This is a genomic window from Micromonospora sp. CPCC 205558, assembly GCF_036902955.1.
Classification (GTDB): Bacteria; Actinomycetota; Actinomycetes; order Mycobacteriales; family Micromonosporaceae; genus Micromonospora.
The window spans coordinates 1-26,238 of sequence record NZ_JBAKHR010000035.1 but is presented as its reverse complement, the minus strand read 5'-3'; the positions used below and the strand labels follow the sequence as shown (position 1 = coordinate 26,238).

Here is a 26,238-nt window from a genome sequence, read left to right as displayed (position 1 = left end):
CAACGCGAGAGGTGGGGGCCGGGCCGGGGTCTGGGGGCGGGGTTTGGGGCCGGGGGTGGGCGTGAAGTTGGCGACAATGCGGGAGTGGGGATGGTCGGTTGGTGGTTTTTGTGGCAATCCTGGGGAGCATGGCCGCCCCCCGCTCGCCGCTGTCGCGGCTGTTCACCGTGCTGTTCGCCGGCGTGTTGGCCGGGCTCGTCCTGGCCGTCGCCGCGCTGCCCGGCAACCTGCTGCTCGGGCTCACCGCCCGCTCGGCGCTCGGATCGTATGCCGCGTTGCCGGCCTCGCTCAAGACCCCGGCGACGCCGCAGCGTTCGTACCTCTACGCCAACGACGGCAAGACGCTGATCACCACGTTCTACGACGTGAACCGTACCGACGTCCCGTTGTCGGAGATCGCCCCGGTCATGCGGCAGGCGATCGTGGCGGCCGAGGACCGGCGCTTCTACGACCACGGGGGCGCGGACCTGCGCGGCCTCGGCCGGGCGCTGGTGGCCAACGTCAAGGGCGGCGGCACCGAGCAGGGCGGCTCGACGCTGACCATGCAGTACGTCCGTAATGTGCTGAAGACCGACCCCACCCGCACCGCCGAGGAGCGCGCCGCCGCGACCGACCCCACGGTGGGCCGCAAGATCCAGGAGATCCGGTACGCGAGCGCGCTGGACAAGAGCCTCGGCAAGGACGAGATCCTCGACCGGTATCTGAACATCGCCTACTTCGGCTCCGGCGCGTACGGGATCGCGGCGGCCAGCCAGCGGTACTTCGGCAAGCCTCCGGCGCAGTTGACCCTCGGCGAGGCGGCCCTGCTGGCCGGTCTGGTGCAGTCCCCGGACGCGTACAGCCCGATCAGCGGCGACAAGGACGAGGCGCTGACCCGCCGCTCGTACGTGCTCGACTCGATGGTCGCCACCAACGCGATCACCGCCGCGCAGGCCGCCCAGGCCAAGGCGGAGCCGCTGACCCTGCACCCCACCGCCCAGCCCAACGGCTGCACCGCCGTCTCCCAGGGCCACGACGACTGGGGCTACTTCTGCGACTACCTGCGCCGGTGGTGGCTGACCCAACCGGCCTTCGGGGCCACGGTCGCGGAGCGCGAGCAGGCGCTGCGCTCGGGCGGCTACACCGTGGTCACCTCGCTGGACCCGAAGATTCAGGCCACCGCGCAGCAGCAGGCCACCAAGGTCTACGGGTACGACAACAAGCGCGCCCTGCCGATCGCGGCGGTGCAGCCGGGCACCGGGCGGGTGTTGGCGATGGCGGTCAACCGGCACTACAGCCTGGCCGACAACCCGGCCGGGCAGGCGAACTACCCGAACACCGTCAACCCGTTGATCTCCGGCGGCGCCAGCGTCGACGGGTACCAGGCGGGTTCGACGTTCAAGCTGTTCACCATGCTCGCCGCGCTGGAGTCGGGTCGTACCCTCTCCACCGGTTTCGACGCGCCTGCCAAGCTGCCCACCCGGTACGCCGCCGAGGGACCGGGCAGTTGCGACGGCCGCTGGTGCCCGGCGAACGCCAACCCGGACTGGATGGACGGGTACCGGATGATGTGGGACGGTTTCGGCCGCTCGGTGAACACCTACTTCGTCTGGTTGGCCGAGCAGGTCGGCCAGGACAAGGTGGTCGAGATGGCGCAGCGGCTCGGCATCACGTTCCGCGCCGACTCGGACGCCGCCTTCGCCAAGGACAACGCCGCGAACTGGGGCTCGTTCACCCTCGGTGTGGCGGCCACCACCCCGCTGGACCTGGCCAACGCGTACGCCACGGTGGCCGCCGAGGGCACCTACTGCACACCGGTGCCGGTGGTGTCGGTGACCAGTGCCGACGGTGCGAAGGTGCCGGTCGGGCAGCCCTCCTGCAAGCGGGTTCTCGACGCCGACGTCGCCCGGGCCGCGACCGACGCGGCGCGCTGCCCGGTGGGTCAGCAGTCGGCGTTCGGGCAGTGCAACGGCGGCACCGCCACCGGTGTGAACGACATCCTCGACGGCCGACCGGTCGCGGGTAAGACGGGCAGCTCGGAGCAGAACTCCACCGAGACGTTCGTCGGCTTCACCCCGCAGGTCGCAGTGGCCGGCATCGCCGCGAACCCGGACGACCCGGCCGACTCGGTGGGGTCGGCGGTGCAGACCAAGGTGATCGACGCGGTCGCCCGGGTCATCGCCACCGCCGTGAAGGGCCAGCCGGAGAAGGCGTTCGTCGCACCGAGCCACGAGCTTGCCGGCGACCCCCACCGCCCGGTGGAGCGCCCGACGGTGCCGAACCGTCGACAGGACCCCACCACCGACGACCCCCAGTCAGCCCTCCAACGCTGGCTAGACCGCCGAGGCTGACCACCCGCACCCGCACCCCGCCCGCCCGCCCCCGCCCCCGCCCGCACCCCGCGATCTTGCACTTTCGGTCGCCGACAAGCACTCTTTTGCCAGCTTTGTCGGTGCAGAAAGTGCAAGATCGCGAGGGCGCGGGGGCGCGGGGGCGCGGGGGCGCGGGGGTGCGAGGGTGCGAGGGTGCGAGGGTGCGAGGGCCGGGGTCAGCGGTCGCGGCGGCGGGGGCGGTAGCTGGTCAGGGTGGCGGGGATGCCGCGGCGGATGATTCCGGCCCAGTCGGTGTCGCCGCGCAGCACCGCCGCGGCGGTCTTGCGGGCCTGCTCGGCGGTGAAGTGCGGTGGCAGCATCAGCTCGGCCGGGTCGACCAGGGCGTTGATCACCACCGGCCGGTCGGCGGTGAGCGCCCGGTCCCAGACGTCGCGCACCTGCTCCGGGGAGTCGACCAACTCGCCGCGCAGCCCGAGCACCTCCGCCCACTGGTGGTAGGCGATGTCCGGCAACTGCTGACTGTCCGGAAACATCGGCGTCCCCTCGGTGGAGCGCTGTTCCCAGCTGACGAACGCCAGGTCCCGGTTGTTGAGCACCAGCACCACGAAGCGCGGGTCGGCCCAGCTGCGCCAGTACTTCGCCACGGTGATCAGCTCGTTGACGCCGTTCATCTGCATGGCGCCGTCGCCGATCAACGCGACCAGCGGCCGGTCCGGGTGGGCGAACTTGGCGCTCAGCGCGTACGGCATGGCGCCCCCCATGGACAGCAGCGTGCCGGAGAGGCTGGCCCGCATCCCGGGGCGTACCTGGATGTGCCGGGCGTACCAGGCGGTGGTAGTGCCACAGTCGACAGCGAGCAGCACGTCGTCGGGCAGCCGTTCGTTGAGGGTGTGGAAGAGCAACTGCGGGTTGACCGGGTCGGCGCTCTGCTCGGCCAGGTCGCGCTGCACCTGGCGCCACGCCGAGGTGGCCTCGGTGACCTCCGCCCGCCAGGCCGTCGGCCCGGGGCCGGGGCCCAGCTCGTTCAGCAACGCCCGCAGCGTGGGGCGGGCGTCGCCGGTCAGGTTCACCTCGGTCGGGTACCGCAGCCCGAGCTGAGTGCCGTCCAGGTCGATCTGCACCGCGCGGGCCTGTCCGGGCGGCGGGTAGAACTCCGAGTACGGCATGTTGCTGCCCACGATCAGCAGCCGGTCACAGCCACTCATCAACTGCCAGCTCGGTCGGGTGCCGAGCAGCCCGATCGCGCCGGTCACCCACGGCTCGCGGTGGTCGACGGCGGTGAAGCCGAGCAGCGCGGTGGCCACGCCGGCCCCGAGCCGATCAGCGATCTCGCGGACCTCGTCGCGCGCGCCGAGGGCACCCTGGCCGACCAGCATGGCCACCCGCTGCCCGCCGCGCAGCACCTCGGCCGCCCGGCGTACGTCGGCTTCCGGTGGCACCGTCGGCGTGCTGCTCGGCGCGTTGCTGGTCTGGTAGTAGCCGTGTGCGTGCGGCGGGTTCGGGACGGCCGGCTCGTCCTGGATGTCCAGGGGCAGGACCAGGGCGGTGACGGTACGCCGGGCCAACGCTGTCCGGCAGGCCCTGTCGACGAGGTGTCGGACCTGCGCCGGATTGTCGAGCTGGGCCAGGAACGCCGCGGCCACGTCCTTGTAGAGGGCGAGCAGATCCACCTCCTGGTAGTAGCCGCCGCCCTCGGCGGTGGTGGCGGTGTGCCCGACCAGGGCGATCACCGGTTGGTGATCGAGCTTCGCGTCGTACAGGCCGTTGAGCAGGTGGATCGCGCCCGGCCCGCTGGTCACCAGCGCGCAGCCCAGCGGGCCGCCGCCGTACTTCACGTGCGCGGAGGCGGCGAAGCCGGCGGTCTCCTCGTGGCGAACCTGGATGAACTGGGCCCGCCCGTTGGTGCGTTGCAGCGCGGACGTCATGCCGTTGATGCCGTCGCCGGGATAGCCGAAGTAACGGTGTACGCCCCAGCTGAACAGCCGCGACACGATGTGGTCCGCGACGGTCGGGCGCCGGGGCAGGGCGCCCACTTCGCCCGGTGCCGTGTGGTCTGCGCTCACCTGGCCGGTCCTTCCCGTCGAGTCCGATGCTCCGCCGGTCATTCCCCTTCGTCTTCGGACAAAACACCCCGACGAGCGGGCGTCGGAGCGCGATGACCGCCGTCCGGCAGAATCGTCCGGTGCCCGTACACCAGATCACCGACCCTGACGACGACCGGATCGCCGACTATCGGGCGCTCACCGACGTCGAGCTGCGCACCCGCTGGGAGCCACCGCACGGCCTGTTCATCGCCGAGGGGGAGCTGGTGCTGCGCCGGGCGCTGCGCGCGGGCTACCCGGCCCGGTCGTACCTGGTCGACGCCAAGCGGGTCGACCAGCTCGCCGACCTGGACACCGGAGACGCGCCGGTCTACGCCGCGACCCAGGACGTGCTGCAACGGGCCACCGGCTTCCACGTACACCGGGGGGTGCTGGCGTCGTTCCACCGCAGGCCACTGCCGACGGCGGCCGAGGTGCTCGCCGCCGCGCGCCGGGTCGTGCTGCTGGAGGACGTGAACAACCACACCAACCTCGGCGCGGTCTTCCGGGGGGCCGCCGCGCTCGGCATCGACGCGGTGCTGCTCTCGCCATCCTGCGCCGACCCGCTGTACCGGCGCAGTGTCCGGGTCAGCATGGGTGAGGTCTTCGCGATGCCGTACGCGAAGCTGGACCGCTGGCCCGGGGGTCTGGACCAGGTGCGGGAGGCCGGCTTCACGGTGCTCGCCATGACGCCCGCGCCGGACGCCGTACCAATCCAGCGGTTGACCCCGGCGCAGCGTGAGCGGGCGGCCCTGCTGCTCGGAGCCGAGGGGCCCGGCCTCACCGCGGCGGCCCAGGCTGCCAGCGACGTGCGGGTGGTCGTTCCGATGCGGCGTGGCGTCGACTCGTTGAACGTCGCGGCCGCGGCGGCGGTGGCGTTCTGGGAGCTGGGCCGCGACGATCCGCCGTTCGGCGGCGAGTAGAGCCTTCAGCTTGCATGGCCATGCGTTCTATTGCATAATTTTCCCCGTGTCCAAGGTTCTCACCTCCCTGCCCACCGGCGAACGTGTCGGCATCGCCTTCTCCGGCGGCCTCGACACCTCGGTCGCGGTCGCGTGGATGCGCGACAAGGGCGCCATTCCCTGCGCCTACACCGCCGACATCGGCCAGTACGACGAGCCCGACATCGCGTCGGTGCCCGGTCGTGCGCTCAGCTACGGCGCCGAGGTCGCCCGCCTGGTCGACTGCCGCGCCGCCCTGGTCGAGGAGGGCCTGGCCGCGCTGACCTGCGGCGCCTTCCACATCCGCACCGGCGGGCGGGCCTACTTCAACACCACCCCGCTGGGTCGCGCCGTGACCGGCACCCTGTTGGTGCGGGCGATGGTCGCCGACGACGTCCAGATCTGGGGCGACGGCTCGACCTTCAAGGGCAACGACATCGAGCGGTTCTACCGGTACGGCCTGCTGGCCAACCCGATGCTGCGCATCTACAAGCCGTGGCTCGACACCGCCTTCGTCACCGAGTTGGGTGGGCGTAAGGAGATGTCCGAGTGGCTGCTGGAACGCGGCCTGCCCTACCGGGACAGCACCGAGAAGGCGTACTCGACCGACGCCAACATCTGGGGCGCCACGCACGAGGCGAAGACCCTGGAGCACCTCGACACCGGCATCGAGACGGTCAACCCGATCATGGGCGTCCGGTTCTGGGACCCGTCGGTGGAGATCCCGACCGAGGACGTCACCGTCGGCTTCGACCAGGGCCGCCCGGTCACCATCAACGGCAAGGAGTTCGGCAGCGCCGTCGACCTGGTGCTGGAGGCCAACGCCATCGGCGGCCGGCACGGCCTGGGCATGTCGGACCAGATCGAGAACCGGATCATCGAGGCCAAGAGCCGGGGCATCTACGAGGCGCCCGGCATGGCGCTGCTGCACTACGCGTACGAGCGGCTGGTCAACGCCATCCACAACGAGGACACCCTGGCGAACTACCACAACGAGGGTCGCCGCCTCGGTCGGCTGATGTACGAGGGCCGCTGGCTGGACCCGCAGGCCCTGATGCTGCGCGAGTCGCTGCAGCGGTGGGTCGGCACGGCGGTCACCGGCGAGGTGACGTTGCGGCTCCGCCGGGGCGAGGACTACTCGATCCTGGACACCACCGGCCCGTCCTTCAGCTACCACCCCGACAAGCTGTCGATGGAGCGTACGGAGGACTCGGCGTTCGGCCCGAACGACCGGATCGGCCAGCTCACCATGCGCAACCTGGACATCGCCGACTCGCGGTCGAAGCTGGAGCAGTACGCCTCCCTCGGACTGGTCGGCGGCGGCAACACGCAGCGCATGATCGGGGCCGCGCAGGCCGCCTCGACCGGGCTGATCGGCGCGATGCCGGAGGGCGGGGCGGAAGCCATCGCCTCCCGGGGCGTCGCCACCGCCGAGGACGAGGCGCTCGACCGCGCCGCGATGGAGTTCGGCGTCGACTGAACGCAACGCCGTCAGGCACCGGGCCGCGCCCGAACGGCGCGACCCGGTAGGAAGTCAGCCGCGACGAACCGTTGGTGAGGATCACCGGCCGCCCGGATCCTCACCAACGGTTCGCTGCTGCGGGTCAGGCGAAGTACGTCGACCAGAGATTGTGCGACGGCCAGCTGCTCACCGCCCGGGAGGCGGTCCACAGTGCCGAGTCGATGGCGCCGTAGCTGAGCCCGGACGGGTCGTCGCGCTGGTTGAAGACCACCGCCCAGCTCATCCCGTGGTAGGTGCGCACGAGGAGGCTGTAGGTGCCGGGCATGCTGCCGGTGTGCCAGGTGTTGCGGCCGGTGCCACCGCTGACCGGCCGGACCTGCCAGCCCAGGCCGTAGTACCAACCGTCGGGGTTGACCCCGACGGTAGGCACCGCGAAGACCCGGTTGAGCGAGGTGGCGTTGAGCACTGTGCTGCCGGTGTCGAAGGCCGAGGCCCAGCGGGCCAGGTCCACGGCGGACGCGATCCAACCTCCGTTCGCGTCCTGCAGGCGCATGCTGAAACTGCCGTACGGCGCCGGCACCGTCGAGCCCGAGCCGTCCAGGACGGTCGGCCCGCTGTACTGCGAGCGGTAGCCCACCTCGCCGCTGTGCCGGGTGATGCTCCAGCCACTCGCCATCCGCGTGATCTTCAGAGGGGCGAGCAGCTTCTGCTTTACGTACGTCTCGTAGGGCAGCCCGCTGACCGCCTCGATGACCCGGCCGGCCAGCAGGTAGCCGTAGTTGCTGTAGGAGACCGTCGAGCCGGGGTTGTGGACCAGCGGCTGTCCGTTCATGAACCGGATGACGTCCTTGTGGTGCAACTCCATCGGCACGCCCAGCGCCTGCGCGATGATCCGGTCCTTGAACAGCGGGTCGAACGCCGTCTGGTCCCGGTCCCAACCGCTGGTGTGCTGCAGCAGGCGCCACATCGTGACCTGCGGCAGCCGCGGGTCCACGGCCTGTCCGGCCGGCGGGGTGAGGTCGATGTGCTTGGCGATCGAGTCGCCCATGGTCAGCTTGCCGTCCTGGGCGAGCCGGACGATCGCCGCCGCCGTCAGCGACTTCGACAGGCTGGCCACCCGGAACAGTGACGTCGGCTGGATCGTCTCCGGCGAGTTGTTGCCGTAACCGCGGGCGAGCACGAGCCGGCCCTGGTAGGTCACCGCGAGCTGCCCGGCGGAGATCCCCCGCGCCTGCATGAAGCTCTTCATCGTGTCGTCGAATGAGCGTAGGGCGGTGACCGCCGTTCCGGTGGCGGTCCAGGTGGCGGCGGCGGCCGGCAGCCCGACGCCGGCGGCACCCACCAGAGTTCCCGTGCCGGCGGCACCTACCAGTTTTCCGAATGTCCTGCGGCTGACTTTCATCCCGTCCATGCCCGTCCTTCCGTTTTGATCACGAGCACCGGGCACGCTACTGGAGAAGATCGTTTTGGTGGGGGCGAGTCGTACCGCCCGGCGGCTTTCGATGCCGGCGCTTTCGGGGTGGCGGCACCGGGCGTCAGTCGGACGTGATGGTCGAGTTCGGGGTCACGCAGGGTAGCGTGTCGGCCGTGTTCCCTACCGTCCGTGAGGTCTTGGCCCTGGACCCCGTCCGCCACGGCGCCCCGCGACTGGTCGCCGGTGAGGCCGGGCTGGATCGGCCGGTGCGCTGGGTGCACGTCGCCGAGGTGCCGGACATCGCGACCCTGCTGGGCGGGGGCGAGTTGGTGCTCACCACCGGCATCGGGCTGCCGGGCGACGACGCGGGTCTACGGGCGTTCATCGGTGACCTGGCCGACGTGGGCGTCTCCGGCCTGGTGGTGGAGCTGGGCCGCCGGTACGGCAGCGCGGTGCCCCGGGTGATGGCCGCGGCAGCCGAGCGGCGCGGGCTGCCGCTGGTGGAGCTGCGCCGGGCCACCCCGTTCGTCCGGATCACCGAGGCGGTGCACGCGCTGATCGTCGACGCGCAGCTCACCGAGCTGCGCGCCACCGAGGAGATCCACCAGCGGTTCAACGACCTCTCCGTCGAGGGCGCCGACACCGCCGAGGTGATCCGACAGGCCGCCGAGCTGTCCGGTTGCCCGGTCGTCCTGGAGAACCTGTCCCGGCAGGTGCTCGGGTACGACCCGGCGGGCGAGAGCGCCGAGCTGCTGCTTGACGGTTGGGAGCAGCACTCGCGGCGGATCCGTCCGGCCGGGCGGACCGCGTACGACCCGGACAGCGGTTGGCTGGTGACCACCGTCGGCGCCCGTGGGCAGGACTGGGGTCGGCTGCTGCTGCGCTGGCCGGCCAGCGGGGACGTGCCCAGCGCCCGGGCCGTCGAACCGATCGCCGGCCCGCCCACCCGGCTCACCATTCTGATCGAGCGGGCCGCGTCCACCCTCGCGTTGGGCCGGCTGATCCGCCGCGACGCCGAGGGCCTGGAACGGCAGATCCATCGCACCCTGCTCACCGCTCTGCTCGACCACTCCCGCCCGGTGGACGAGGTGGGGCTGCGGGCCAAGGCGCTCGGCGTGGTGCTCGACCGGCGGCACCTGGTCGGTGTGATGGTCCGCCACCGCGCCGACGACCCCGCCGGGGAGGCCGGCCCCGAGGCCGCCCAGGCCCGGCTGCGGGATCTCGCCGAGGCGGTCGGCCAGGCCCTGCGAGAGGCGAAGCTGACCGCGCTGACCAGCGCCGTCGACGACAATTCGGTGGGCGCGCTGCTGGCCCTACCGGACCCGGCCGCCGAGGACCGCGCGCTGTCCGCGTTCGCCAGCGCTCTTCGTCGGGTACGCCTCGACGCCGGCGCCGGCCGGCCGGGTCCCGGTGCCGAACCGGCTCGGTCCGCTTCCAGCGTCGACCCGGCCCGCTCCGACCCCTCCCGTGCGGCGGTCGGTGCCGATCCGTCCCGGGCGGGGTTCGGGGTGGATCCGTCCCGGGTGGGTTCGGGGGTCGACGCCACTCGGCCGGGAGTTGGCGTCGATCCGCTCCGGGGCGCTGGCCCGGGTGCCGTGATCGTGGCCGCCGGGTCCGGGGTGGGCACCCTGCGGGAGGCCCGCCGGTCGCTGGTCGAGGCGCGGCAGATCGCTGAGGCCGCCCGGCGTGACCGGCGTGACCTGCCGATCTTCCGGCTGCCGCACGTCGGTCTGGCCGGGCTGCTGCACCTGCTGCGCGACGAGCCCCGGCTACAGACGTTCGTGGAGCGCGAACTCGGGGCGCTGCTGGAGTACGACGCCCGGCACCCCCGGGAACGGTTGCTCGACACCCTGCGCGCCTACCTGGAGCAGGGGCGCAACAAGTCCGCCGGCGCGGCCGCCGCGCACCTGTCCCGGCCGGCCTTCTACGAACGCCTGGCCCGCATCGCCCGCATCCTCGACGTGGACCTGGACTCGGTAGAGGCCAGCCTCTCCCTCCACGTAGCCCTACTAGCCCTAGAAGCAGTCCGCACCCCCTAGCACGCCCGTCACGCCCGTCACGCCCGTCACGCCCCTCTCACGCCGCGATCTTGCACTTTCTGCTGCGACAAATAGCCGTAAAGACGGCATATCGACAACACAAACTGCAAGATCGACGAGGGTGGGGTGGGGTGGGGTGGGGTGGGGTGGGGCGGGGGGCTGGGGGTGGGGGTTAGGTGAGGGCGTTTAGGGCTTTGGCGTAGGTGGGGGGGATGTGGTTGGGGCCGCCGGGGGTGAAGACGTCCGACGTGGCGACCGCGGACCAGGCCGTTGCCGGGACGGCGTCGACCAGGGCCTGGATCACCGGGGCGTCGCGCCACTGGTCCTGCTCGGCGAGCAGGCCGAGGGCCACCACCGACTCCTCGACCTCGCCCACGCACTCGAACGGCTTGTGCCCGTCCACGCCCAGCAGCTCGCGGTAGCCGGGGATCTGCGACTCGTCGGCGAGCAGGTCGCCGCCGAAGATGTGGGTGATCCGCTCCCGGGGCATGAACGGCGCCATGGCCAGGAAGACGAACCGGCACTTCGGGCAGTCACGGCACCAGCGCTCGCTGGCGTCGCGCAGCTTGAACGCGGCGTTGCAGCTGGTCACCACGTCGTCGTACCGGGTGAACTCGGCGAACAGCCGGGCGATGTGCAGCTCGGACAGCGAACGGAGCAGGGAGAAGTACGGTTCGGTCAGGCCCGCGTGCTCGGCCAGCGACGCCCGCAGCAGCCCCTCCGCCTCGACGCCCTTGGACCACTGGTGGTTGATCTCGTGGCCGTCCCAGACCAGGTTCGGGTCGGACGCCGAACGCTCGTTGGACATCACCACCGGGCCCAGCCCGTGCAGCACGGCGGTGGCCACCGCGATCAGCGAGTTGATGGCGGTCACCGGGATGTGCCCGTTCAGCGCGCCGGCCGCGTTCAGGTCGAACAGCACCGGGTCGATGCGCCGCCGGGCGGCCAACGGGACCAGCCCGGACGCCTCGTTGACGGCGACGATCACGTGGTTCGGGTTGACCGAGAACGGCACCGGGTCCAGCTCGGCTCGGCGCAGCGCCTCCAGGCTGACGATCGAGTCCTTGCCGCCACCGACAGCCGAGAGCGGGCGACGGTCGGAGTCGTCGTACACCCGTGGCGTCTCCGGGGAGCCGGCCGGCACCTCCGGGCGTAGCTGGAGCACGTGCGGCAGCTGGTTGCGGTACGCGTACTCCGCGAGGCCCTTGGTGTAGACGGCCGTGACGTAGTCGACGGTGGCCGCGCCCAGCGGCGCCGGCAGCACCAGCCGGGGCGGCGCGGCGGCCTTGTAGTAACTGACCCCGGCGACGAGGTGCAGCACCTCCAACACCCGGTTGAGGGTCGCCACCGTCTCGTCGGAGGGCGGCTCCGCCGGCAGCGGAAGGGTGATCACCTCGGTGAAGCGCTGCTCACCGGCCGGGCCGGTCAGGGCGTAGTCGAACAACACCTCGCCGGTGGCGAAGTCGATCGAGTAGGACGGGAAGGTGAAGGCGTCCATCCGCCGGAGCTGCTCGTTGGGCACACGCCATACTAGGCCCTGGTTCGTCCGGCCGTGTCCGGACCGGGCCCGCCCTGCCGCCGCCGTTACCCCCGAGGAGAGCCTCGTGCGCCTTTCTGACCTGCGCGGACGCACCGTCGCCGTCTGGGGCACCGGTCGGGAGGGCCGGGCCGCTGTGACAGCCATCGCCGCGCACGGCCCGGCCGAGCTGGTCGCCGTCGACGACAGTGCGAACTTCCTGTCGCTGCCCTGGGACGGCCCGCTGGCCGAGGCGGCGCCGCTGGTCACCGGTGAGGCGGGCTTCGAACGGCTGGCCGCGGCGGACGTGGTGGTCCGTTCCCCGGGCGTGCCCCAGACCCACCCGTGGCTGGTCGAGCTGCGCCGACGCGGGATCATGGTGACCCAGGGCACCGCGTTGTGGATGGCCGACCACGCCGCGCGCACCGTCGGGGTCACCGGCAGCAAGGGCAAGAGCACCACCTCCAGCTTGATCAGCCACCTGCTCACCGCGATGGGCCGGCCGAATGTCTTCGGCGGCAACATCGGGGTGCCGACCCTGGATCTTCCCGAGTCGGAGCTGTACGTGCTGGAGCTGTCCAGCTACCAGTGCAGCGATCTCGCCGACTCGCCCCGGGTGGCGGTGGTCACCGCGCTCTTCCCCGAGCACCTGGACGCGCACGGCGGGGAGCGGGAGTACTACCGGGACAAGCTGAACCTGCTGGCCCACGACCCGCAGACGATCGTGGTCAACGGTGACGACCCCCGGCTGGCCGCCGAGTTGGGTGAGCTGCCGGCGGTCCGGGCCGGTCGCCCCGACACCTTCCACGTCGCCGCCGGTGGCGACGGCGCACCCTGGTTCCACGTCGGTGACCAGCCGCTCTTCCCGCGTGCCGTGCTGCCGCTGGTCGGTCGGCACAACGAGGGCAACCTCTGTGTCGCGCTCGCCGTGCTGGATGCGCTCGGCGTGGACGTGCTGGCCGGCAAGGACCACCTCGCCGTCGCGGTCGCCGAGTTCCAGGGGCTGGCCCACCGGCTCACCGAGATCACCGACCCGTCCGGGCTGACGTTCGTCGACGACACCCTGGCCACCAGCCCGTACGCGGCCATGCACGCCATCGACGCGTACGACGGGCGGCCGTTGACGGTGATCGTCGGCGGCAACGACCGAGGTCTGGACTACACGCCGTTGGCCGAGCACCTGGCCGAGCGGGAGCTGACCGTGATCGGGATTCCGGACAGTGGCGCCCGCATCGTCGAGGCGCTCGCCGGCCTCCCGAAGGTGCGTACCGAGCTGGTCGACGACCTGGTGGACGCGGTCCGGCTGTCCCGCGAGGTGACCCCGGCCGGCGGGGTGGTGCTGCTCTCCCCGGCCGCGCCGAGCTACGGCCGGTTCCGCAACTTCGAGCACCGCTCGGAGGTCTTCGCCCAGGCCGTCGCCGACACCGCAGGCTGACCCCCGACCCGGCCCCGCCGGCTCAGCGGGATCGTGACGGCCACCGGCGCAGCCAGGAACGGCGGGCCGGCACCGCCTCGTCACCGAGGTCGGGCTGCGGTTGGCCGGTTCCCTCCCGCTGCCACCGGTTGCCCTGCTGGTCGGTGAATCGCAGTCGCACCGTCGCCGAGGCGTACCCGCTGAGGTCGACGCTGCGGTCGACGTTGATGAACAGCTCCGCGGCGGCCCCGCCGTCGAGCCGGTCGACGGGGCCGGTCACCGTGGCCACCGGCACCTGACGGCCGCCGGGACCCGGGTCGCCGGTGTGCGCAATCGGCGTGGCGGCGAGGTCGAAGACCGGCCCGTCGCTGTCGTTGGCGACCCGTACGCGCAGCACGCCCTTGCCCTCGGTGCGGGTGGTGCTGGAGACGAGCCGCGCCTGTCGGGCCTGCGCGGCCCGGTCCTCGCGCCGTCGGGCCCGCAACTCACGGCGCAGGCTGAGCACGCCGAAGAGGAGTGTGCCGACGGTGCCGAGGCCGCCGAACCAGTCCGGGACCGATCCCCAGTCGATGCCCCAGCCGGCCGGGATGAACGCCAGAGTCTCCACAGTCGACATGTGTCCACGGTAGTCGTGGTACCGCAGTCCGCCCTCGGCTCCACCGTTCAGCGCCGGCCACCGGCCGTCCCGCCGACGGGACTGCATCTTTCATCCGGGTGCGGCTGCGTAGAGTGTTGGCGTGGGCTTCAGCGGGTAGTGTTTGGGCAACGGATCACGCGGTCGACCGCCATCCCCTCGGCGTGGACCGACCATCGTGGAGCCTGCCGTCACGCCCCTCCGGGAGGCCAGATGACCCACCGTCGCCCCACCCTTCACCGGCCCGGCCGGACCCGGCCGGCCCGCCTCCTGATGGGCCGTCCGGAGCGCGGCAGCCCAGAGATGCGCCGAAGGGAGCCGGGCCGCACGGAGCCGAGCCGATGACCGCGCCGGCACAGGTCACCGGATTTTCGATCATTCCGCCGCGCCGTAACCGGCTGCCGCTGCGCGGGCGCGACGAGCTGGTCGAGACGATCCTGCGTGCCGCCGAGCCGCCCGCCGGCACGGTGCGTGCTCCGGAGGAGGCCACGCAGATCCTCTTCGGGCTGGGCGGCTGCGGCAAGAGCCTCACCGCTCAGGAGGTGGCCCGCCAGCTCGAGGAACGTGGCCGGCTGGTCTGGTGGATCTCGGCGAAGGACTCGGCACGGGTCAGCGCCGGGATGCGCGAGGTCGCGGGCCAGCTCCAGGCTCCGGAGAACCAGCTCGACCTCGCCTGGGCCGGAAAGGCCCGCAGCCCGGTGGAGCTGGTCTGGGACCTGTTGAACAACTCTCCCCGGCCCTGGTTGCTGATCTTCGACAATGCCGACGAACCGACTCTGCTGGCCCCCGCCGACGGGCAGGTCGCCGACGGCACGGGCTGGCTCCGCCAACCGCGTACGGCCAATGGGCTGGTTCTGGTCACCACCCGGGACGGCAGGCGGGACACGTGGGGCGAATGGTCCACGATGTACCTGGTGGACGAGTTGTCGCCGGAGGACGGCGGGCAGGTGCTCGTCGACCTCGCCGGCACGGCCCCCGGCACGCTGGAGCAGGCGACCGGGCTCGCCGCCCGGCTCAAGGGGCACCCGCTGGCGCTGCGTGGCGCCGGCACCTACCTGGCGGAGGCCAACCGCATCCCGGTCGGCACCACCCGGTCCTCGATCCGCACCTACGACGACTACCGGGAGGCACTGGACCGGCGCACCGGCACCGGCATCCGGCGCACCGGCTCCAGCGGCTTCGACATGGCTGTCCGTCCGGTGGTGCAGTCCTGGGAGATGTCGCTGGACCTGCTCGCCGGGCGCGGGCTCGACCAGGCTCGGCCGGTGCTGCGCCTGCTGGCCTGTCTCGGTGACGCGCCGATTCCCTACACCGTGCTGCTCGACCCGGTCCGGTTGTCGGCCTCGCCGCTGATCGGCGAGATCGGCGAGGACCGGCTGCGCGAGGTCCTGCGTTCGCTGGCGGACTTCGCGCTGGTCGACCTCGGGGTGGTCGAGTCACTGCCGGCCCAGTCCTCGGTGGCCCACGTGGTCACCCTGCACCCGTTGGTACGCGAGCTGATCCGGGGCCTACCCGACGTGGTGGCCGCTCGGGCGGAATACCACGACCTGGTGCTCGACCTGCTGGACGCGCTTCGGTTGCGCGACCCGGACCGCCCTCGCGAGGAGGAGTTCGACCCCGACGAGCCGGACAAGTGGGCGAGCTGGCACCTGCTGGCACCACCCACGATGGGCGCGGTGTTGGATTTCCTCGACAGCGGCGACCTGCCCCGGACCCGGCCGGACCTGCTGGACGTCGCACTCGATCTGGCCCGGCTGATCGCCCGCTACATCCTGGCCGTGGGCCTGCCCGGGCAGGCGGAGATCTTTTTGGACCTCTGCCTGGAGGGGTGCCGCCGCATCGGCGTCGACCTCAACGACCGGCCGGCGCTGAGCCTCCGCCACGAACGTTCCCGGGCAGCGTTGGAGCAGGGGCACCTGAGCTGGGCCGAGACCGAGCTGCGCGCCATCATTCCGGCCCGGGAGGCGCTGCTCGGACGGGAGCACCGCAACACCCTGGCCAGCCGGCACAAGCTGGCCCGGACCATCCTGGAACAGGGCCGGTGGCACGACGCCGAGGAAGAGCTGCGCGACATCGTCCGGGCCGAGTACCGGGTGCGCGGCCCCGAGGACCGGGACACCATGACCGCGCGGCACAGCCTGGCCCGTGCGATCGTCTACCAGGGACGGTACGCCGACGCCCACGCCGAGTTGGCCGAGATCCTGGAGATCCGCCTGCGGCACTGGGCGCCGGACCACTTCGAGACCCTGACGGTCCGGCACACCCTGGATCTGTGCCGGCTGCGCGAGGGTGAGGTCGAGGAGGCCCTCGCCGACCTCCGCGAGCTCCTCTCGACGGACAGCGCCAAGCGGCAGGTCCAGCACGTCGCGATGATCGCCGCCCGGCACACTCTGGCGGAGTGTCTCATCGCCACCGGCGCCAGCGACGAGGCGGAGAAGGTGCTGTCCGGGGTGGTCAAGGACCGGCGGCGGATCCTCGGCGACGACCACGCCGACACGGTCCGGGCCGAGACCGACCTCAGGAAGCTTCGTGGCGAGTGACGGACGGGACGTCGAGGTCCCGCTCCGGTTCCGCAGCCCAGCCTGACGAGGAGCTGAAGTGAGCGATCAACTGCGCCGCCGGGACCGACTGACCGCCGAGTCTCTGCGGGAGTTGGCGACCGGTGAGATCGACGTGATCTGGCACCGCGAGTACTACCCACCGCAGCTGTGCGACGCCGCGTTGCCCCGGGTGGTCCGCGCCGTCGACGAGGCGAACTTCCTGCTCACCAAGGAGTTCACCAGCGTCGGCACGTCGATGGGCGAGGTGGCGAACGGCGGCGACAGTGTCCGGCGCTACCTGGACACCGCCGCCGACACGACCCGGCTGATCCGGCACGACGTGTTCGCCGAGCAGCAGTCACCCACCGACCTGATCCGGCTCGACCTGGATGAGATGTGGCCGTACGGGGCGACGGTCGGGCGGCACGACGGCCGCATGATGCTGCCCGGTGTGCTGCGTCGGATGACGCCCGGTGGTCGGGGCCGCCCGCACATCGACCGCCGGCAGATCCCACTGCTCGACGCGTACCGGCTGCACCGGCGGTTGGGGGTGAACATCTACCTGGAGGTGCCGGAGCCCGGCGCGGGTGGCGAGATCGACTTTTGGGGGACCCTGTCCGAGGAGGAGTTCGTGGCGCTCAAGACCGACCCGTTCGACTACGGAATCGAGCCTGAGCGGGTCGGCCCACCGTTGGACACCGTGCTGCCCGGCAAGGGCGATCTGGTGATGTTCGAGGCGGGCCGGATGCACGGCGTCCGCGAGGTGCGGGCGGGCTGCCGCACCTCGGCTGCCTGTTTCATCGGCGTTCGCACGGAGACCGACCCGCTGTTGGTCTTCGCCTGAGGAGTCACCGCGCCGGGTGCGTCAGGTCGGTGTGCAGGGCGCGCATCGAGCGGATCGCCGAGCGGATCTCCTGGAGGTAGCGCCCCGGCGTGAGCGTCTGCTCGGGCAACACGGCCAGGTCGGCCAGCGCCGGGTCCACCCCGACGGTGTCGATGCCGCAGCCGTACGGCACGGCGAGCGTGCGTAGCGCGTCGCAGTGCTGGAACGGCACGTAGATCGGCGCGGTGACCATCAGCACCTCGTCGCCCGGGGCGAGCTGGACGTGCCCGGCCCAGAACCGCTGCGTGTCGGCGGTGTGCGCGCGCCGCCGGTGCGGTTCGCTGGACGGCGCGGCGAGCACCCGCACCGGCGGCAGCCCGTCCGGTCGGTAGGTCCGCGACGACCAGGAGTGGTGCGGGTGGCCGGCATCGACACCGTCCTGCTCCGCGGGGGTGGCCACCCCGAACACCCGCCGGACGGCCGTGTCGAGCACGTCGACCTCGGTGTCGTCGGCGGGCAGACCCGCGTCGGCCAGCGTCCGGCGTTCCCAGTCGGACAGCGGCCGGAAGCTGCCCAGCACGGCGACCTCGCCGCGCACCGGCACGCCGGCCCGCAGCAGGTGAGCGGCGTACCCGACCCGGCGTACGCAGGCGTGCGCCAGGCCGCCGAGAACCACCAGGTGGGCGTACGCCGGTCGGGCCGGCGCCACCGGCCGGATCAGGCCGAGGGACGCCGCCGCCTGGAGCACCAGCTCGACGGTGCCGGCGTCGAGGTCCGGCTCCCGGGCGTCGGGCCGCTCCCGGCCGCCCCGGAAGTCCCAGTGTCGGGCGGAGAACTCGTCCAGGAAGCGGAGCACGTCGGCGAGGTCGCCGTCCGGCCAGCTGCCGCCGAAGCGGTCGACCAGCCGGCGCATCGGTTCCCCGCAGACCCACTCGGCGATGCCGGCGGCCGGGTCGCCCGACACCCGGATGGGCAGTGGTACGGGCAGCTCAGGCACCGCCGGATCGTACCGGGCGGACGGCGTCACCACTGCCGGCTGACGCACTGTCAGGGGCGGGTGCGCGCTGCGCTACACAGTGGCAGTTGTCCACACCGGCCGCCGGTGGGAGCGTGCGGTATCCACGAACGCCGCTGAAGGGTTGCCACGATGACCGATGACCTGCTGGCCCGGCACCGGGCCGTGCTGCCGTCCTGGATGCCGTTGTACTACGCCGAGCCGATCGAGCTGGTCTCCGGCTCGGGCCGCCGGGTCACCGACGCGCAGGGTCGCAGCTACCTGGACTTCTTCGGCGGCGTGCTGACCAACATGATCGGCTACGACATCCCGGAGATCCGCGAGGCGGTCGAGCGTCAGCTCGCCACCGGCATCGCGCACACCTCGACGCTCTACCTGATCCGCCAGCAGGTGGAGTTGGCCGAGAAGATCGCCCAGCGCTCCGGCATCCCGGACGCGCGGGTGTTCTTCACCAACTCGGGCACCGAGGCGAACGAGGCGGCGCTGCTGGTGGCCACCAACTACCGCCGCTCGCACCAGGTCCTGGCCGTGCGCAACAGCTACCACGGCCGGTCGTACGCGGCGATGGGCGTCACCGGCAACCGCAACTGGTCGGCCAGCGGCCTCAACCCGCTCCAGGTGGCCTGGCTGCACTCGGGTGACCGGGTGCGCGGCCTGCTGGCCCGGCTCAGCGCCGACGAGCAGGTCGACGCGGCGGTGGAGGATCTGCGCGAGGTGTTGGCCACCCAGACCGCAGGTGACGTGGCCGCGTTGATCGCCGAGCCGATCCAGGGCGTTGGCGGTTTCGTGTACCCGCCGGACGGGCTCTTCGCCGGCTGGAAGAAGGTCCTCGACGAGCACGGCATCCTGTTCATCGCCGACGAGGTGCAGACCGGTTGGGGGCGTACCGGGGAGCACTTCTGGGGTTACCAGGCGCACGGCGTCACCCCGGACCTGCTCACGTTCGCCAAGGGCATCGGCAACGGGTTCGCCCTCGCGGGGGTGGTCGGCCGGGCGGAGGTGCTGGAGTCGGTGTCGGCCATCAGCTTCTCCACCTTCGGCGGCAACCCGATCTCCACGGCGGCCGGCAACGCGGTGCTCGACTACCTGATCGAGCACGATCTCCAGGCGAACGCGGCCCGCGTCGGCGCGATCCTCGCCGACGGCCTGCGGTCCGCCGTGGGCGGTCTCGACTGCGTCGCCGAGGTACGCGGAAAGGGGCTGATGCTCGGCGTCGAGTTCGTTCGGCCGGGCAGCAGTGAGCCGGACCCGGCTCTCACCAACCGGGTCTTCGAAGCCGCCCGGGACGGTGGCCTGCTGGCCGGCAAGGGCGGTCTCCACGGCAACGTGCTGCGGATGGGCCCACCGTTGACGCTGACCGAGGAGGAGGTTCGTGAGGGCCTGGCGATCCTCGTCGACGCGATCCGTTCGGCGGCGGGGGTGGCGGCGTGAGCATCGGTCACTTCGTCGACGGCAAGCGGGTGAGTGGCACGTCCGAGCGGCGCGGTGACGTGTTCGACCCGGCGACCGGTCGGCGTACCGCTGAGGTGGAGCTGGCCTCGACCGCGGACGTCGACGTCGCGGTGCAGGCCGCCGCCCGTGCGGCGCGGTCCTGGCGGGACGCGTCGCTGGCGCGGCGCTCCGCGGTGCTGTTCGCCTTCCGCGAGCTGGTGCACGCCCGTCGGGACCGACTGGCCGAGGTGGTCACCGCCGAGCACGGCAAGGTGCTCGCCGACGCCGCCGGCGAGGTGCAGCGCGGCCTGGAGGTCATCGAGTACGCCTGCGGCCTGCCCTCGGCGCTGCGCGGCGCCTTCAGCGAGAACGTCTCCACCGAGGTCGACTCGTACACCATCCGGCAGCCGCTCGGGGTGGTGGCGGTGATCTCCCCGTTCAACTTCCCGGTGATGGTGCCGCTGTGGTTCGTGCCGGTCGCGGTGGCCTGCGGCAACGCGGTGGTGCTCAAGCCGAGCGAGAAGGACCCGAGCGCGGCGCTGCTGCTGGCCGAGTGGTTCGCCGAGGCGGGCCTGCCCGACGGGGTGCTCAACGTGGTCAACGGCGACAGGGAGGCGGTCGACGCCTTGTTGGAGCACCCGGAGGTGCGGGCGGTGTCGTTCGTCGGCTCCACCCCGGTCGCCCGGTACGTCTACCAGCGCGGCACGGCCGCCGGCAAGCGGGTGCAGGCGCTCGGTGGGGCGAAGAACCACATGGTGGTGCTCCCGGACGCCGACCTGGACCTGGCCGCCGACGCGGCGGTCAACGCCGGGTTCGGCTCGGCGGGGGAGCGGTGCATGGCCATTTCGGTGCTGGTGGCGGTGGAGCCGGTGGCGGACGCGCTGGTCGAGCGGATCGCCCAGCGGGTGACCGGTCTGCGCACCGGCGACGGCCGACGGGGCTGCGACATGGGCCCGCTGGTCACCGCCGCGCACGCGGCGAAGGTGCGCTCCTACGTGGACGCCGGGGTGACCGCCGGCGCGGTGCCGGTGGTGGATGGGCGGGACGTGACGCCGGACGGCGACCCGAGCGGTTTCTGGCTCGGCCCGACGCTGTTCGACAGGGTGACCCCGGACATGTCGATCTACACAGACGAGATCTTCGGACCGGTGCTGAGCGTGGTCCGGGTCGGCTCGTACGACGAGGCGGTGGACCTGGTCAACGCCAGTCCGTACGGCAACGGCACGGCGATCTTCACCAACGACGGCGGCGCTGCCCGGCGCTACCAGCACGAGGTGGAGGTGGGCATGGTCGGGATCAACGTGCCGATTCCGGTGCCGATGGCGTACCACTCGTCCGGCGGCTGGAAGTCGTCCCTCTTCGGTGATCTGCACGCCCACGGTGAGGACGGGGTGCGCTTCTTCACCCGGGGCAAGGTCGTCACCAGCCGCTGGTTGGATCCGCGGCACGGTGGGGTCAACCTCGGGTTCCCCACCCAGACCTGAGCAGTCGCAGCACGCCCGCCCCGGCCAGGTACGCCAGCAGTGCCGGGACGGGCGTGCCGAGCGGCTCCGGGGCGCGGGAGGCCGTCGCACTGTTGAGCAGCAGCGCCGCCACCACGGCGGCGTAGGCGGCCACCGTCAACGCCGTTCGGGCTGGCGTGCCGCGACCGGTCCGACGCCCGGTGCGAAGCCGGCCGGTGCGCGCCTCCACCGGGCCGAAGATGGCGACCAGCACCGCCAGAACGGCGCTGAGCAGCAGCAACCACGGCACCCGCCAGGCCCACCAGGCGGCGCTGCCGACCGCCGGGGTGGGCAGCGCCCCGATCGCGTCGAGCACTCCGATCAGCAGGATCGCGGCGGTCAGGTGCCAGAGGAAGACGGTGAGCACCACGAGGTTGACGCCGATCACCAGCGACCAGGGGCCGGTGCGGCGCAGCAGGCGCTCTGCCGGGCCGGACAGCAGCAGGATCAGACCGAGCTGGCCGGCGGCGACGGCCAGCAGCGCGAGGCTGGGCGGCGCGGCGTTGTCCAGGCGCTCGCCGGGCACGTGCAGCATGACCACCGGCCACGGGCCGGGCCCGGTGAGCAGCAGTACCGTGGCCAGGCCGCCGGCCAGGAACACCAACCCGGCCCGCCGCGAGGTGGGCAGTCGTCGCCAGCGGCGTACCCCCGGACGGTCGTGGGCCGACGGCCCCGCGGCGGGCGGCGGGCCGGCTTCCGGCGGTGTCGCGGCGGTGTCGCCCGACGGCTCGGTGGGCGGCGGCGTCTGCCGGGTGTCGTGCCAGGCGAAGCCGAGCTGGTGGACGGCCAGCCAACCGAACAGGTAGTTGCCGTAGCTCAGTTCCTCCGGCCCGCTCAGCCGGCCGAGGTCGCCGAGGCCGACCAGGGCGACGAGCACCAGCGGTACGGCCAGGCCGAGGCGGCGGTGCAGCGCGTACATCGGTGGGGTGAGCGCGACCACCGCCAGGTAGGCGACCAGGAACCAGAGCGGAATGGTCGCGAACCAGAACACCTCGCGGATCCTGGTCGGGTCGGTGCCGCGCAGCCAGGCGACCGCCGCCCCGGCGGTGAGTACGAGCAGCAGCGTGCTGGTGGGGCGGACCAGGCGGGCACTGCGGTCGATCAGCCAGCCGGCGGCGTCGCCGCCGCGGGCTCGCAGGCGGGTCAACGAGGCCGCGTTGGCGTAGCCCCCGACCAGGAAGAAGACGGGCATCACCTGGGCCAGCCAGGTCAGCGGGTACGCCCAGCGCAGGTCGCCGAGCGCGGAGTGCCCGGTGACCTGCCCGGCGGCGTCGCGTCCGATCGCCGTGACGCCCCAGTGTCCGAAAACGACCATGGTGATGGCGAGCGCGCGGAGCAGGTCGACGTACCGCTCCCGCCCAGCGGGGGTGCGCTCGGCCAGTTGGCGCAGACGGCGCATCGCCCAAGGCTAGGCGACCTGGCGGCGGCTGGTGGCGATAACGGTTCGACCCTGAGGACTTGAAGTCCGAGCCCGGCTGTCGTAGAAATTCTTCAGAAATAGAGCATGAACTGAAGAGAACTACCGCCCCTCGCGCGGCGGACGCCTCCCCCACAGACCGGCGATCCGCCCGACCCGACCCGAGGAGAACCCATGAACAGGCGTGACGTCCTGCGGCGCAGCGCCGCCGCCGGCCTCCTGGCCACCCCCGCCGCCGGCCTGCTGTCCGGCTGCGCCACCAGCGGTGGCGGCGACAAGAACGATGCCGAGACCTACCAGGGCACCAAGAGCGCGCAGAATCCGCTCGGCGTGAAGGAGGACGCCCCACTCGAGGTGGTGATCTTCGGCGGCGGGTTCGGTGAGGAGTACGCCAAGGCCCACGAGGCCATGTACACCGAGAAGTACCCGAAGGCGAAGATCAAGCACTCCTCCACCCAGGAGATCAGCAAGACCCTCCAGCCGCGCTTCGTCGACGGCACCCCGCCGGACGTGGTCAACAACTCCGGCTCCAGCCAGATCGACTTCAACGGCCTGGTCAGCCAGAACGCCCTCGCCGGTCTCGACGACCTGCTGGCCGCCCCGAGCCTCGACATCCCCGGCAAGACGGTCAAGGACACCCTGCTGCCCGGCGCGGTCGAAGTCGGCTCCTACGACGGCAAGTTCCTGGTGCTCAACTACACCTACACCGCCTACGGCATCTGGCACTCCGCCAAGCTCTTCGCCGACCGCGGCTGGACGTACGCGAAGACCTGGGACGACCACATCGCGCTCTGCAAGCAGATCAAGGCCGCCGGCATCGCCCCCTGGACGTACGCCGGTCTGCACCCCCGCTACATGAGCTGGCCGCTGATCTCCACGGCCATCAAGTTCGGCGGCCCGTCCGTGGCGACCGCCATCGACAACCTGGAGCCGAACGCCTGGAAGTCCGACTCGATGCGCGCCGCCGCCGACGCCTGGCACCAGATCGTCAAGGACAAGTACATCCTGGAGGGCTCGCCCGGCCTGGACCACAAGCAGTCGCAGACCGCCTGGTGTCAGGGCAAGGCCGCCTTCATCTCCTGCGGCTCCTGGCTCGAGAGCGAGCAGAAGGACGTCACCCCGGCCGGGTTCAACATGACCATCGCACCGACGCCGAGTCTGGGCAGCGGCGACAAACTGCCGTTCGAGGCGATCCGGGGCACCGCCGGTGAACCGTTCATGGTGCCCGCCAAGGCCCGCAACGTCGCCGGTGGCCTGGAGTACTTCCGGACCATGCTCTCCAAGAAGGGCGCCCAGGACTTCACGAAGAAGGTCGCCAGCCTCACCGTGGTCGCCGGTGCCACCGAGGGCGTCGAGTTGCCGTACGGGCTGAGCACCGTGGTCAAGGCTCTCGACGCGTCCGGCGCCAACGGCTTCAACTGGGTCTACAACAACTTCTACCGCAAGCTCGAGCGCAACCTCGTCGACGCCGCCTGCGGCGAGTTCTTCAGCGGCCGGATCGGCCCCGCGGAATTCCTCGACCAGTGCCAGAAGGGCGCCGACTCGATCGCCCAGGACAGCTCGATCAAGAAGTACAAGCGAGCGGCCTGACCGCCCGGCCGGTGGGGGAGAGGTTCGCCCCCACCGGCCGTACCCCATCGGAAAGGTCCTCCCCGTGAAACATGGCAAGTGGCCGCTGATCGTCACGTTCCTGGTGCCGCCGGTGCTGCTGTACGTGTTCTTCGTCGTCTCGCCGTACCTCCAGGCGTTCCAGATCTCCACCACCGACTGGCTCGGCTACTCCGCGGACGCCAACCCGGTCGGCCTGGCCAACTTCAAGACCCTCTGGCACGACGACTACGTGTGGAACGCGCTGAAGAACAACGCGATCCTGCTGGGTCTGGTGCCGGTGCTGACCATCGTGCTCGGGCTCTTCTTCGCCACCATGCTCGCCATGGGTGGGCGTAAGGGCAGCGCCGGCGTGACCGGCGTACGCGGCGGCGCGTTCTACCGCACGGTCTACTTCTTCCCCCAGGTGCTCTCCGTGGTGATCATCGCGCTGCTCTGGAAGGAGGTGTACCACCCCAACCAGGGGCTGCTCACCAGCGCCGCACACGCGGTCGGCCTGCCCGCGCCGACCTGGCTCGGCGACCCGGCGACCGCCTTCTGGTGCGTGCTGGCGGTGATGGTCTGGAGCAACGTCGGCTTCTACGTGGTGCTGTTCGGCGCGGCGATGTCAGCCGTACCGAAGGAGATCTACGAGGCGGTGCTGCTCGACGGCGCGTCCCGGTTCACCACCCTGCGCCGGGTCACCCTGCCGCTGCTCTGGGACACCGTCCAGGTCGCCTGGGTCTACCTGGCCATCTTCGCCCTGGACGGGTTCATCCTCGTACAGCTGATGACCAACGGCGGGCCGAACTTCTCCACCGACGTGATCGGCGTACGCATGTACGACACCGCCTTCGGCAGCGAGACCAAGTTCGGCTACGCCTCGGCGATCGGCGTGGTGATGTTCTTCCTGACCCTCTCGGTGGCGGTGCTGTCACTGCGGGTCGGCCGGCGCGAACGGATCGAGTACTCGTGACCACTCTGGATCAGCCCACCGCGACCTTGGTTGCCAGCCAGGACCGCCCGGTACGCCGGGAACTCGGCGTGGCCAACGCCCTCTCGCACGGCTTCCTGCTGCTCTGGGGCCTGCTCACCGTCCTGCCACTGCTGTGGATGTTCATCAGCTCGTTCAAGACCAACGGTGAGATTCTCGCCGACCCGTGGGGGCTCCCCGGCGCGCTGCACCTGGACAACTGGGCACGGGCCTGGACCGGCGCGCACATCGGCCGGTACTTCCTCAACAGCCTGGTGGTGGTGACCGGCTCGGTCAGCCTCACCATGCTGATGGGCGCCACCGCCGCGTACGTCTTCGCCCGGTACGAGTTCCGTGGCCGCCAGGTCGTCTATTACCTGTTCGTCGGCGGTCTCATGTTCCCGGTGTTCCTGGCCCTGGTGCCGCTCTTCTTCGTGGTCCGCAACGCCGGCCTCTTCAACAGCTGGCTCGGGCTGATCCTGGTGTACGCGGCCTACTCGCTGCCGTTCACGGTGTTCTTCCTGACCGCGTTCTTCCGGACCCTGCCGACCTCGGTGGCGGAGGCCGCACTGGTCGACGGGTGCGGTCACTTCCGGCTGTTCTTCCGGGTGATGCTGCCGATGGCGCGTCCGGGATTGATCAGTGTGGCGATCTTCAACTTCCTCAGCCACTGGAACCAGTTCCTGCTGCCGCAGGTGTTGTTGCAGGGAGACGAGTCCAAGTGGATGCTGGCGCAGGGCCTGTTCGCGCTCTCGGTCAGCCAGGGCTACGCGGGCGACTACGCCCGGCTCTTCGCCGGGCTGAGCATCGCGGTGCTCCCGGTGCTCGCCATCTACGTGGCGTTCCAGCGACAGGTGCAGGCGGGCCTCACCGCAGGGCAGCTCAAGTAGGCTCCGTTCCCGCCGACCACCGTGATCGTGCTGGTCTCGGGCGCCCGCGCACCGGTGATCGCGCTAAATCCTGGAAAGAGTCCCCTCGTCGCGGCCGGAGGGCACTACATCCTGGATCGAGTGCGATCATGCCCGCGCTACGGCGTGGGGCGGTGCGCGGGCCGGTGCGCGGGGCGGTGCGCGGGGCGGTGCGCGGGGCGGTGCGCGGGGCGCGTGCGCGGGGCGCGTGCGCGGGGCGCGTGCGCGG

The 26,238-nt window shown here is 71.5% G+C and carries 18 protein-coding genes; 12 read left to right on the top strand and 6 right to left on the bottom strand.

What is annotated here, in order from left to right; all coding sequences use genetic code 11:
- The first annotated feature begins 128 nt into the window (after nt 1-128).
- A complete protein-coding gene (locus V6U86_RS28915) occupies nt 129-2,330 on the top strand; it encodes a transglycosylase domain-containing protein (protein WP_334508754.1) in 2,202 nt (733 codons plus the stop codon).
- A gap of 197 nt (nt 2,331-2,527) precedes the next feature.
- Here V6U86_RS28915 and V6U86_RS28910 read toward each other — a convergent pair whose 3' ends face one another.
- Complete coding sequence (locus V6U86_RS28910; protein ID WP_334508752.1) at nt 2,528-4,375, bottom strand: thiamine pyrophosphate-requiring protein; 1,848 nt, start codon at nt 4,373-4,375, stop codon at nt 2,528-2,530.
- Between the two features lie 92 nt (nt 4,376-4,467).
- Here V6U86_RS28910 and V6U86_RS28905 point away from each other — a divergent pair, with 92 nt between their 5' ends.
- The gene (locus V6U86_RS28905; protein ID WP_334508750.1) at nt 4,468-5,316 is read left to right on the top strand and encodes a TrmH family RNA methyltransferase; all 849 of its coding nucleotides are present in this window, start codon (nt 4,468-4,470) and stop codon (nt 5,314-5,316) included.
- Between the two features lie 46 nt (nt 5,317-5,362).
- The gene (gene argG, locus V6U86_RS28900; protein ID WP_334508748.1) at nt 5,363-6,814 is read left to right on the top strand and encodes an argininosuccinate synthase; all 1,452 of its coding nucleotides are present in this window, start codon (nt 5,363-5,365) and stop codon (nt 6,812-6,814) included.
- 124 nt (nt 6,815-6,938) lie between these two features.
- On the opposite strand, the gene V6U86_RS28895 is transcribed toward argG, so the two are convergent.
- Nucleotides 6,939-8,207: a serine hydrolase domain-containing protein gene (locus V6U86_RS28895; RefSeq protein ID WP_334508747.1), complete on the bottom strand. Its 1,269-nt coding sequence runs from the start codon at nt 8,205-8,207 to the stop codon at nt 6,939-6,941.
- A gap of 176 nt (nt 8,208-8,383) precedes the next feature.
- Between V6U86_RS28895 and V6U86_RS28890 the strand changes: the two genes are divergently transcribed.
- Nucleotides 8,384-10,249, top strand: coding sequence for a PucR family transcriptional regulator (locus tag V6U86_RS28890; RefSeq protein WP_442935025.1), 1,866 nt, complete (start codon nt 8,384-8,386; stop codon nt 10,247-10,249).
- 172 nt (nt 10,250-10,421) lie between these two features.
- Here the strand turns inward: V6U86_RS28890 and V6U86_RS28885 are convergent, their stop codons facing one another.
- Nucleotides 10,422-11,771 carry a hypothetical protein gene (locus V6U86_RS28885; protein WP_334508744.1) on the bottom strand — a complete coding sequence of 450 codons (1,350 nt, stop codon included), beginning with the start codon at nt 11,769-11,771 and terminating at the stop codon, nt 10,422-10,424.
- An 82-nt stretch (nt 11,772-11,853) separates the two neighbouring features.
- On the opposite strand from V6U86_RS28885, the gene murD reads away from it, so the two are divergent.
- On the top strand, nt 11,854-13,200 hold the full coding sequence (gene murD, locus V6U86_RS28880; RefSeq protein ID WP_334508742.1) for a UDP-N-acetylmuramoyl-L-alanine--D-glutamate ligase: 1,347 nt from the start codon (nt 11,854-11,856) through the stop codon (nt 13,198-13,200).
- A gap of 22 nt (nt 13,201-13,222) precedes the next feature.
- On the opposite strand, the gene V6U86_RS28875 is transcribed toward murD, so the two are convergent.
- Nucleotides 13,223-13,795 (bottom strand): hypothetical protein, encoded by a 573-nt coding sequence (locus V6U86_RS28875; RefSeq protein WP_334508739.1) that lies wholly within the window; start codon nt 13,793-13,795, stop codon nt 13,223-13,225.
- 359 nt (nt 13,796-14,154) lie between these two features.
- On the opposite strand from V6U86_RS28875, the gene V6U86_RS28870 reads away from it, so the two are divergent.
- Both V6U86_RS28870 and V6U86_RS28865 read left to right on the top strand, forming a co-directional pair.
- The gene (locus V6U86_RS28870) at nt 14,155-16,353 is read left to right on the top strand and encodes a tetratricopeptide repeat protein (protein WP_334508737.1); all 2,199 of its coding nucleotides are present in this window, start codon (nt 14,155-14,157) and stop codon (nt 16,351-16,353) included.
- 58 nt (nt 16,354-16,411) lie between these two features.
- Nucleotides 16,412-17,197, top strand: coding sequence for a 2OG-Fe(II) oxygenase (locus V6U86_RS28865; protein WP_334508735.1), 786 nt, complete (start codon nt 16,412-16,414; stop codon nt 17,195-17,197).
- A gap of 4 nt (nt 17,198-17,201) precedes the next feature.
- Here V6U86_RS28865 and V6U86_RS28860 read toward each other — a convergent pair whose 3' ends face one another.
- Entirely contained in the window at nt 17,202-18,173 is a 972-nt protein-coding gene (locus V6U86_RS28860) for a hypothetical protein (protein WP_334508733.1), read from the bottom strand.
- Between the two features lie 150 nt (nt 18,174-18,323).
- Here V6U86_RS28860 and V6U86_RS28855 point away from each other — a divergent pair, with 150 nt between their 5' ends.
- Nucleotides 18,324-19,622 (top strand): aspartate aminotransferase family protein, encoded by a 1,299-nt coding sequence (locus V6U86_RS28855; protein WP_334508731.1) that lies wholly within the window; start codon nt 18,324-18,326, stop codon nt 19,620-19,622.
- Nucleotides 19,619-21,106: a CoA-acylating methylmalonate-semialdehyde dehydrogenase gene (locus tag V6U86_RS28850; protein WP_334508728.1), complete on the top strand. Its 1,488-nt coding sequence runs from the start codon at nt 19,619-19,621 to the stop codon at nt 21,104-21,106. Before V6U86_RS28855 ends, V6U86_RS28850 begins: the two co-directional genes overlap by 4 nt.
- Here the strand turns inward: V6U86_RS28850 and V6U86_RS28845 are convergent.
- On the bottom strand, nt 21,078-22,523 hold the full coding sequence (locus tag V6U86_RS28845) for an acyltransferase family protein (RefSeq protein ID WP_334508725.1): 1,446 nt from the start codon (nt 22,521-22,523) through the stop codon (nt 21,078-21,080). The genes V6U86_RS28850 and V6U86_RS28845 overlap by 29 nt on opposite strands.
- 192 nt (nt 22,524-22,715) lie before the next feature.
- Here V6U86_RS28845 and ngcE point away from each other — a divergent pair, with 192 nt between their 5' ends.
- The 3 genes from ngcE to V6U86_RS28830 all read left to right on the top strand — a co-directional run bounded on the left by ngcE (nt 22,716) and on the right by V6U86_RS28830 (nt 25,991).
- Nucleotides 22,716-24,131, top strand: coding sequence for an N-acetylglucosamine/diacetylchitobiose ABC transporter substrate-binding protein (gene ngcE, locus V6U86_RS28840; RefSeq protein WP_334508723.1), 1,416 nt, complete (start codon nt 22,716-22,718; stop codon nt 24,129-24,131).
- Between the two features lie 64 nt (nt 24,132-24,195).
- Entirely contained in the window at nt 24,196-25,104 is a 909-nt protein-coding gene (locus V6U86_RS28835; protein ID WP_334508721.1) for a carbohydrate ABC transporter permease, read from the top strand.
- Nucleotides 25,101-25,991, top strand: coding sequence for a carbohydrate ABC transporter permease (locus tag V6U86_RS28830; protein WP_334508719.1), 891 nt, complete (start codon nt 25,101-25,103; stop codon nt 25,989-25,991). The genes V6U86_RS28835 and V6U86_RS28830 overlap by 4 nt, the downstream gene beginning before the upstream one ends.
- Nucleotides 25,992-26,238 lie beyond the last annotated feature (247 nt).

What these genes read in the sequence shown, in the direction of transcription:
- V6U86_RS28915 (WP_334508754.1), top strand. Translation starts at nt 129, where the DNA reads ATGGCCGCCCCCCGCTCGCCGCTGTCGCGGCTGTTCACCGTGCTGTTC.
- V6U86_RS28895 (WP_334508747.1), bottom strand. Translation starts at nt 8,207, where the DNA reads ATGGACGGGATGAAAGTCAGCCGCAGGACATTCGGAAAACTGGTAGGT.
- V6U86_RS28845 (WP_334508725.1), bottom strand. Translation starts at nt 22,523, where the DNA reads ATGCGCCGTCTGCGCCAACTGGCCGAGCGCACCCCCGCTGGGCGGGAG.
- V6U86_RS28855 (WP_334508731.1), top strand. Translation starts at nt 18,324, where the DNA reads ATGACCGATGACCTGCTGGCCCGGCACCGGGCCGTGCTGCCGTCCTGG.
- V6U86_RS28875 (WP_334508739.1), bottom strand. Translation starts at nt 13,795, where the DNA reads ATGTCGACTGTGGAGACTCTGGCGTTCATCCCGGCCGGCTGGGGCATC.
- V6U86_RS28870 (WP_334508737.1), top strand. Translation starts at nt 14,155, where the DNA reads ATGACCGCGCCGGCACAGGTCACCGGATTTTCGATCATTCCGCCGCGC.
- ngcE (WP_334508723.1), top strand. Translation starts at nt 22,716, where the DNA reads ATGAACAGGCGTGACGTCCTGCGGCGCAGCGCCGCCGCCGGCCTCCTG.
- V6U86_RS28905 (WP_334508750.1), top strand. Translation starts at nt 4,468, where the DNA reads ATGACCGCCGTCCGGCAGAATCGTCCGGTGCCCGTACACCAGATCACC.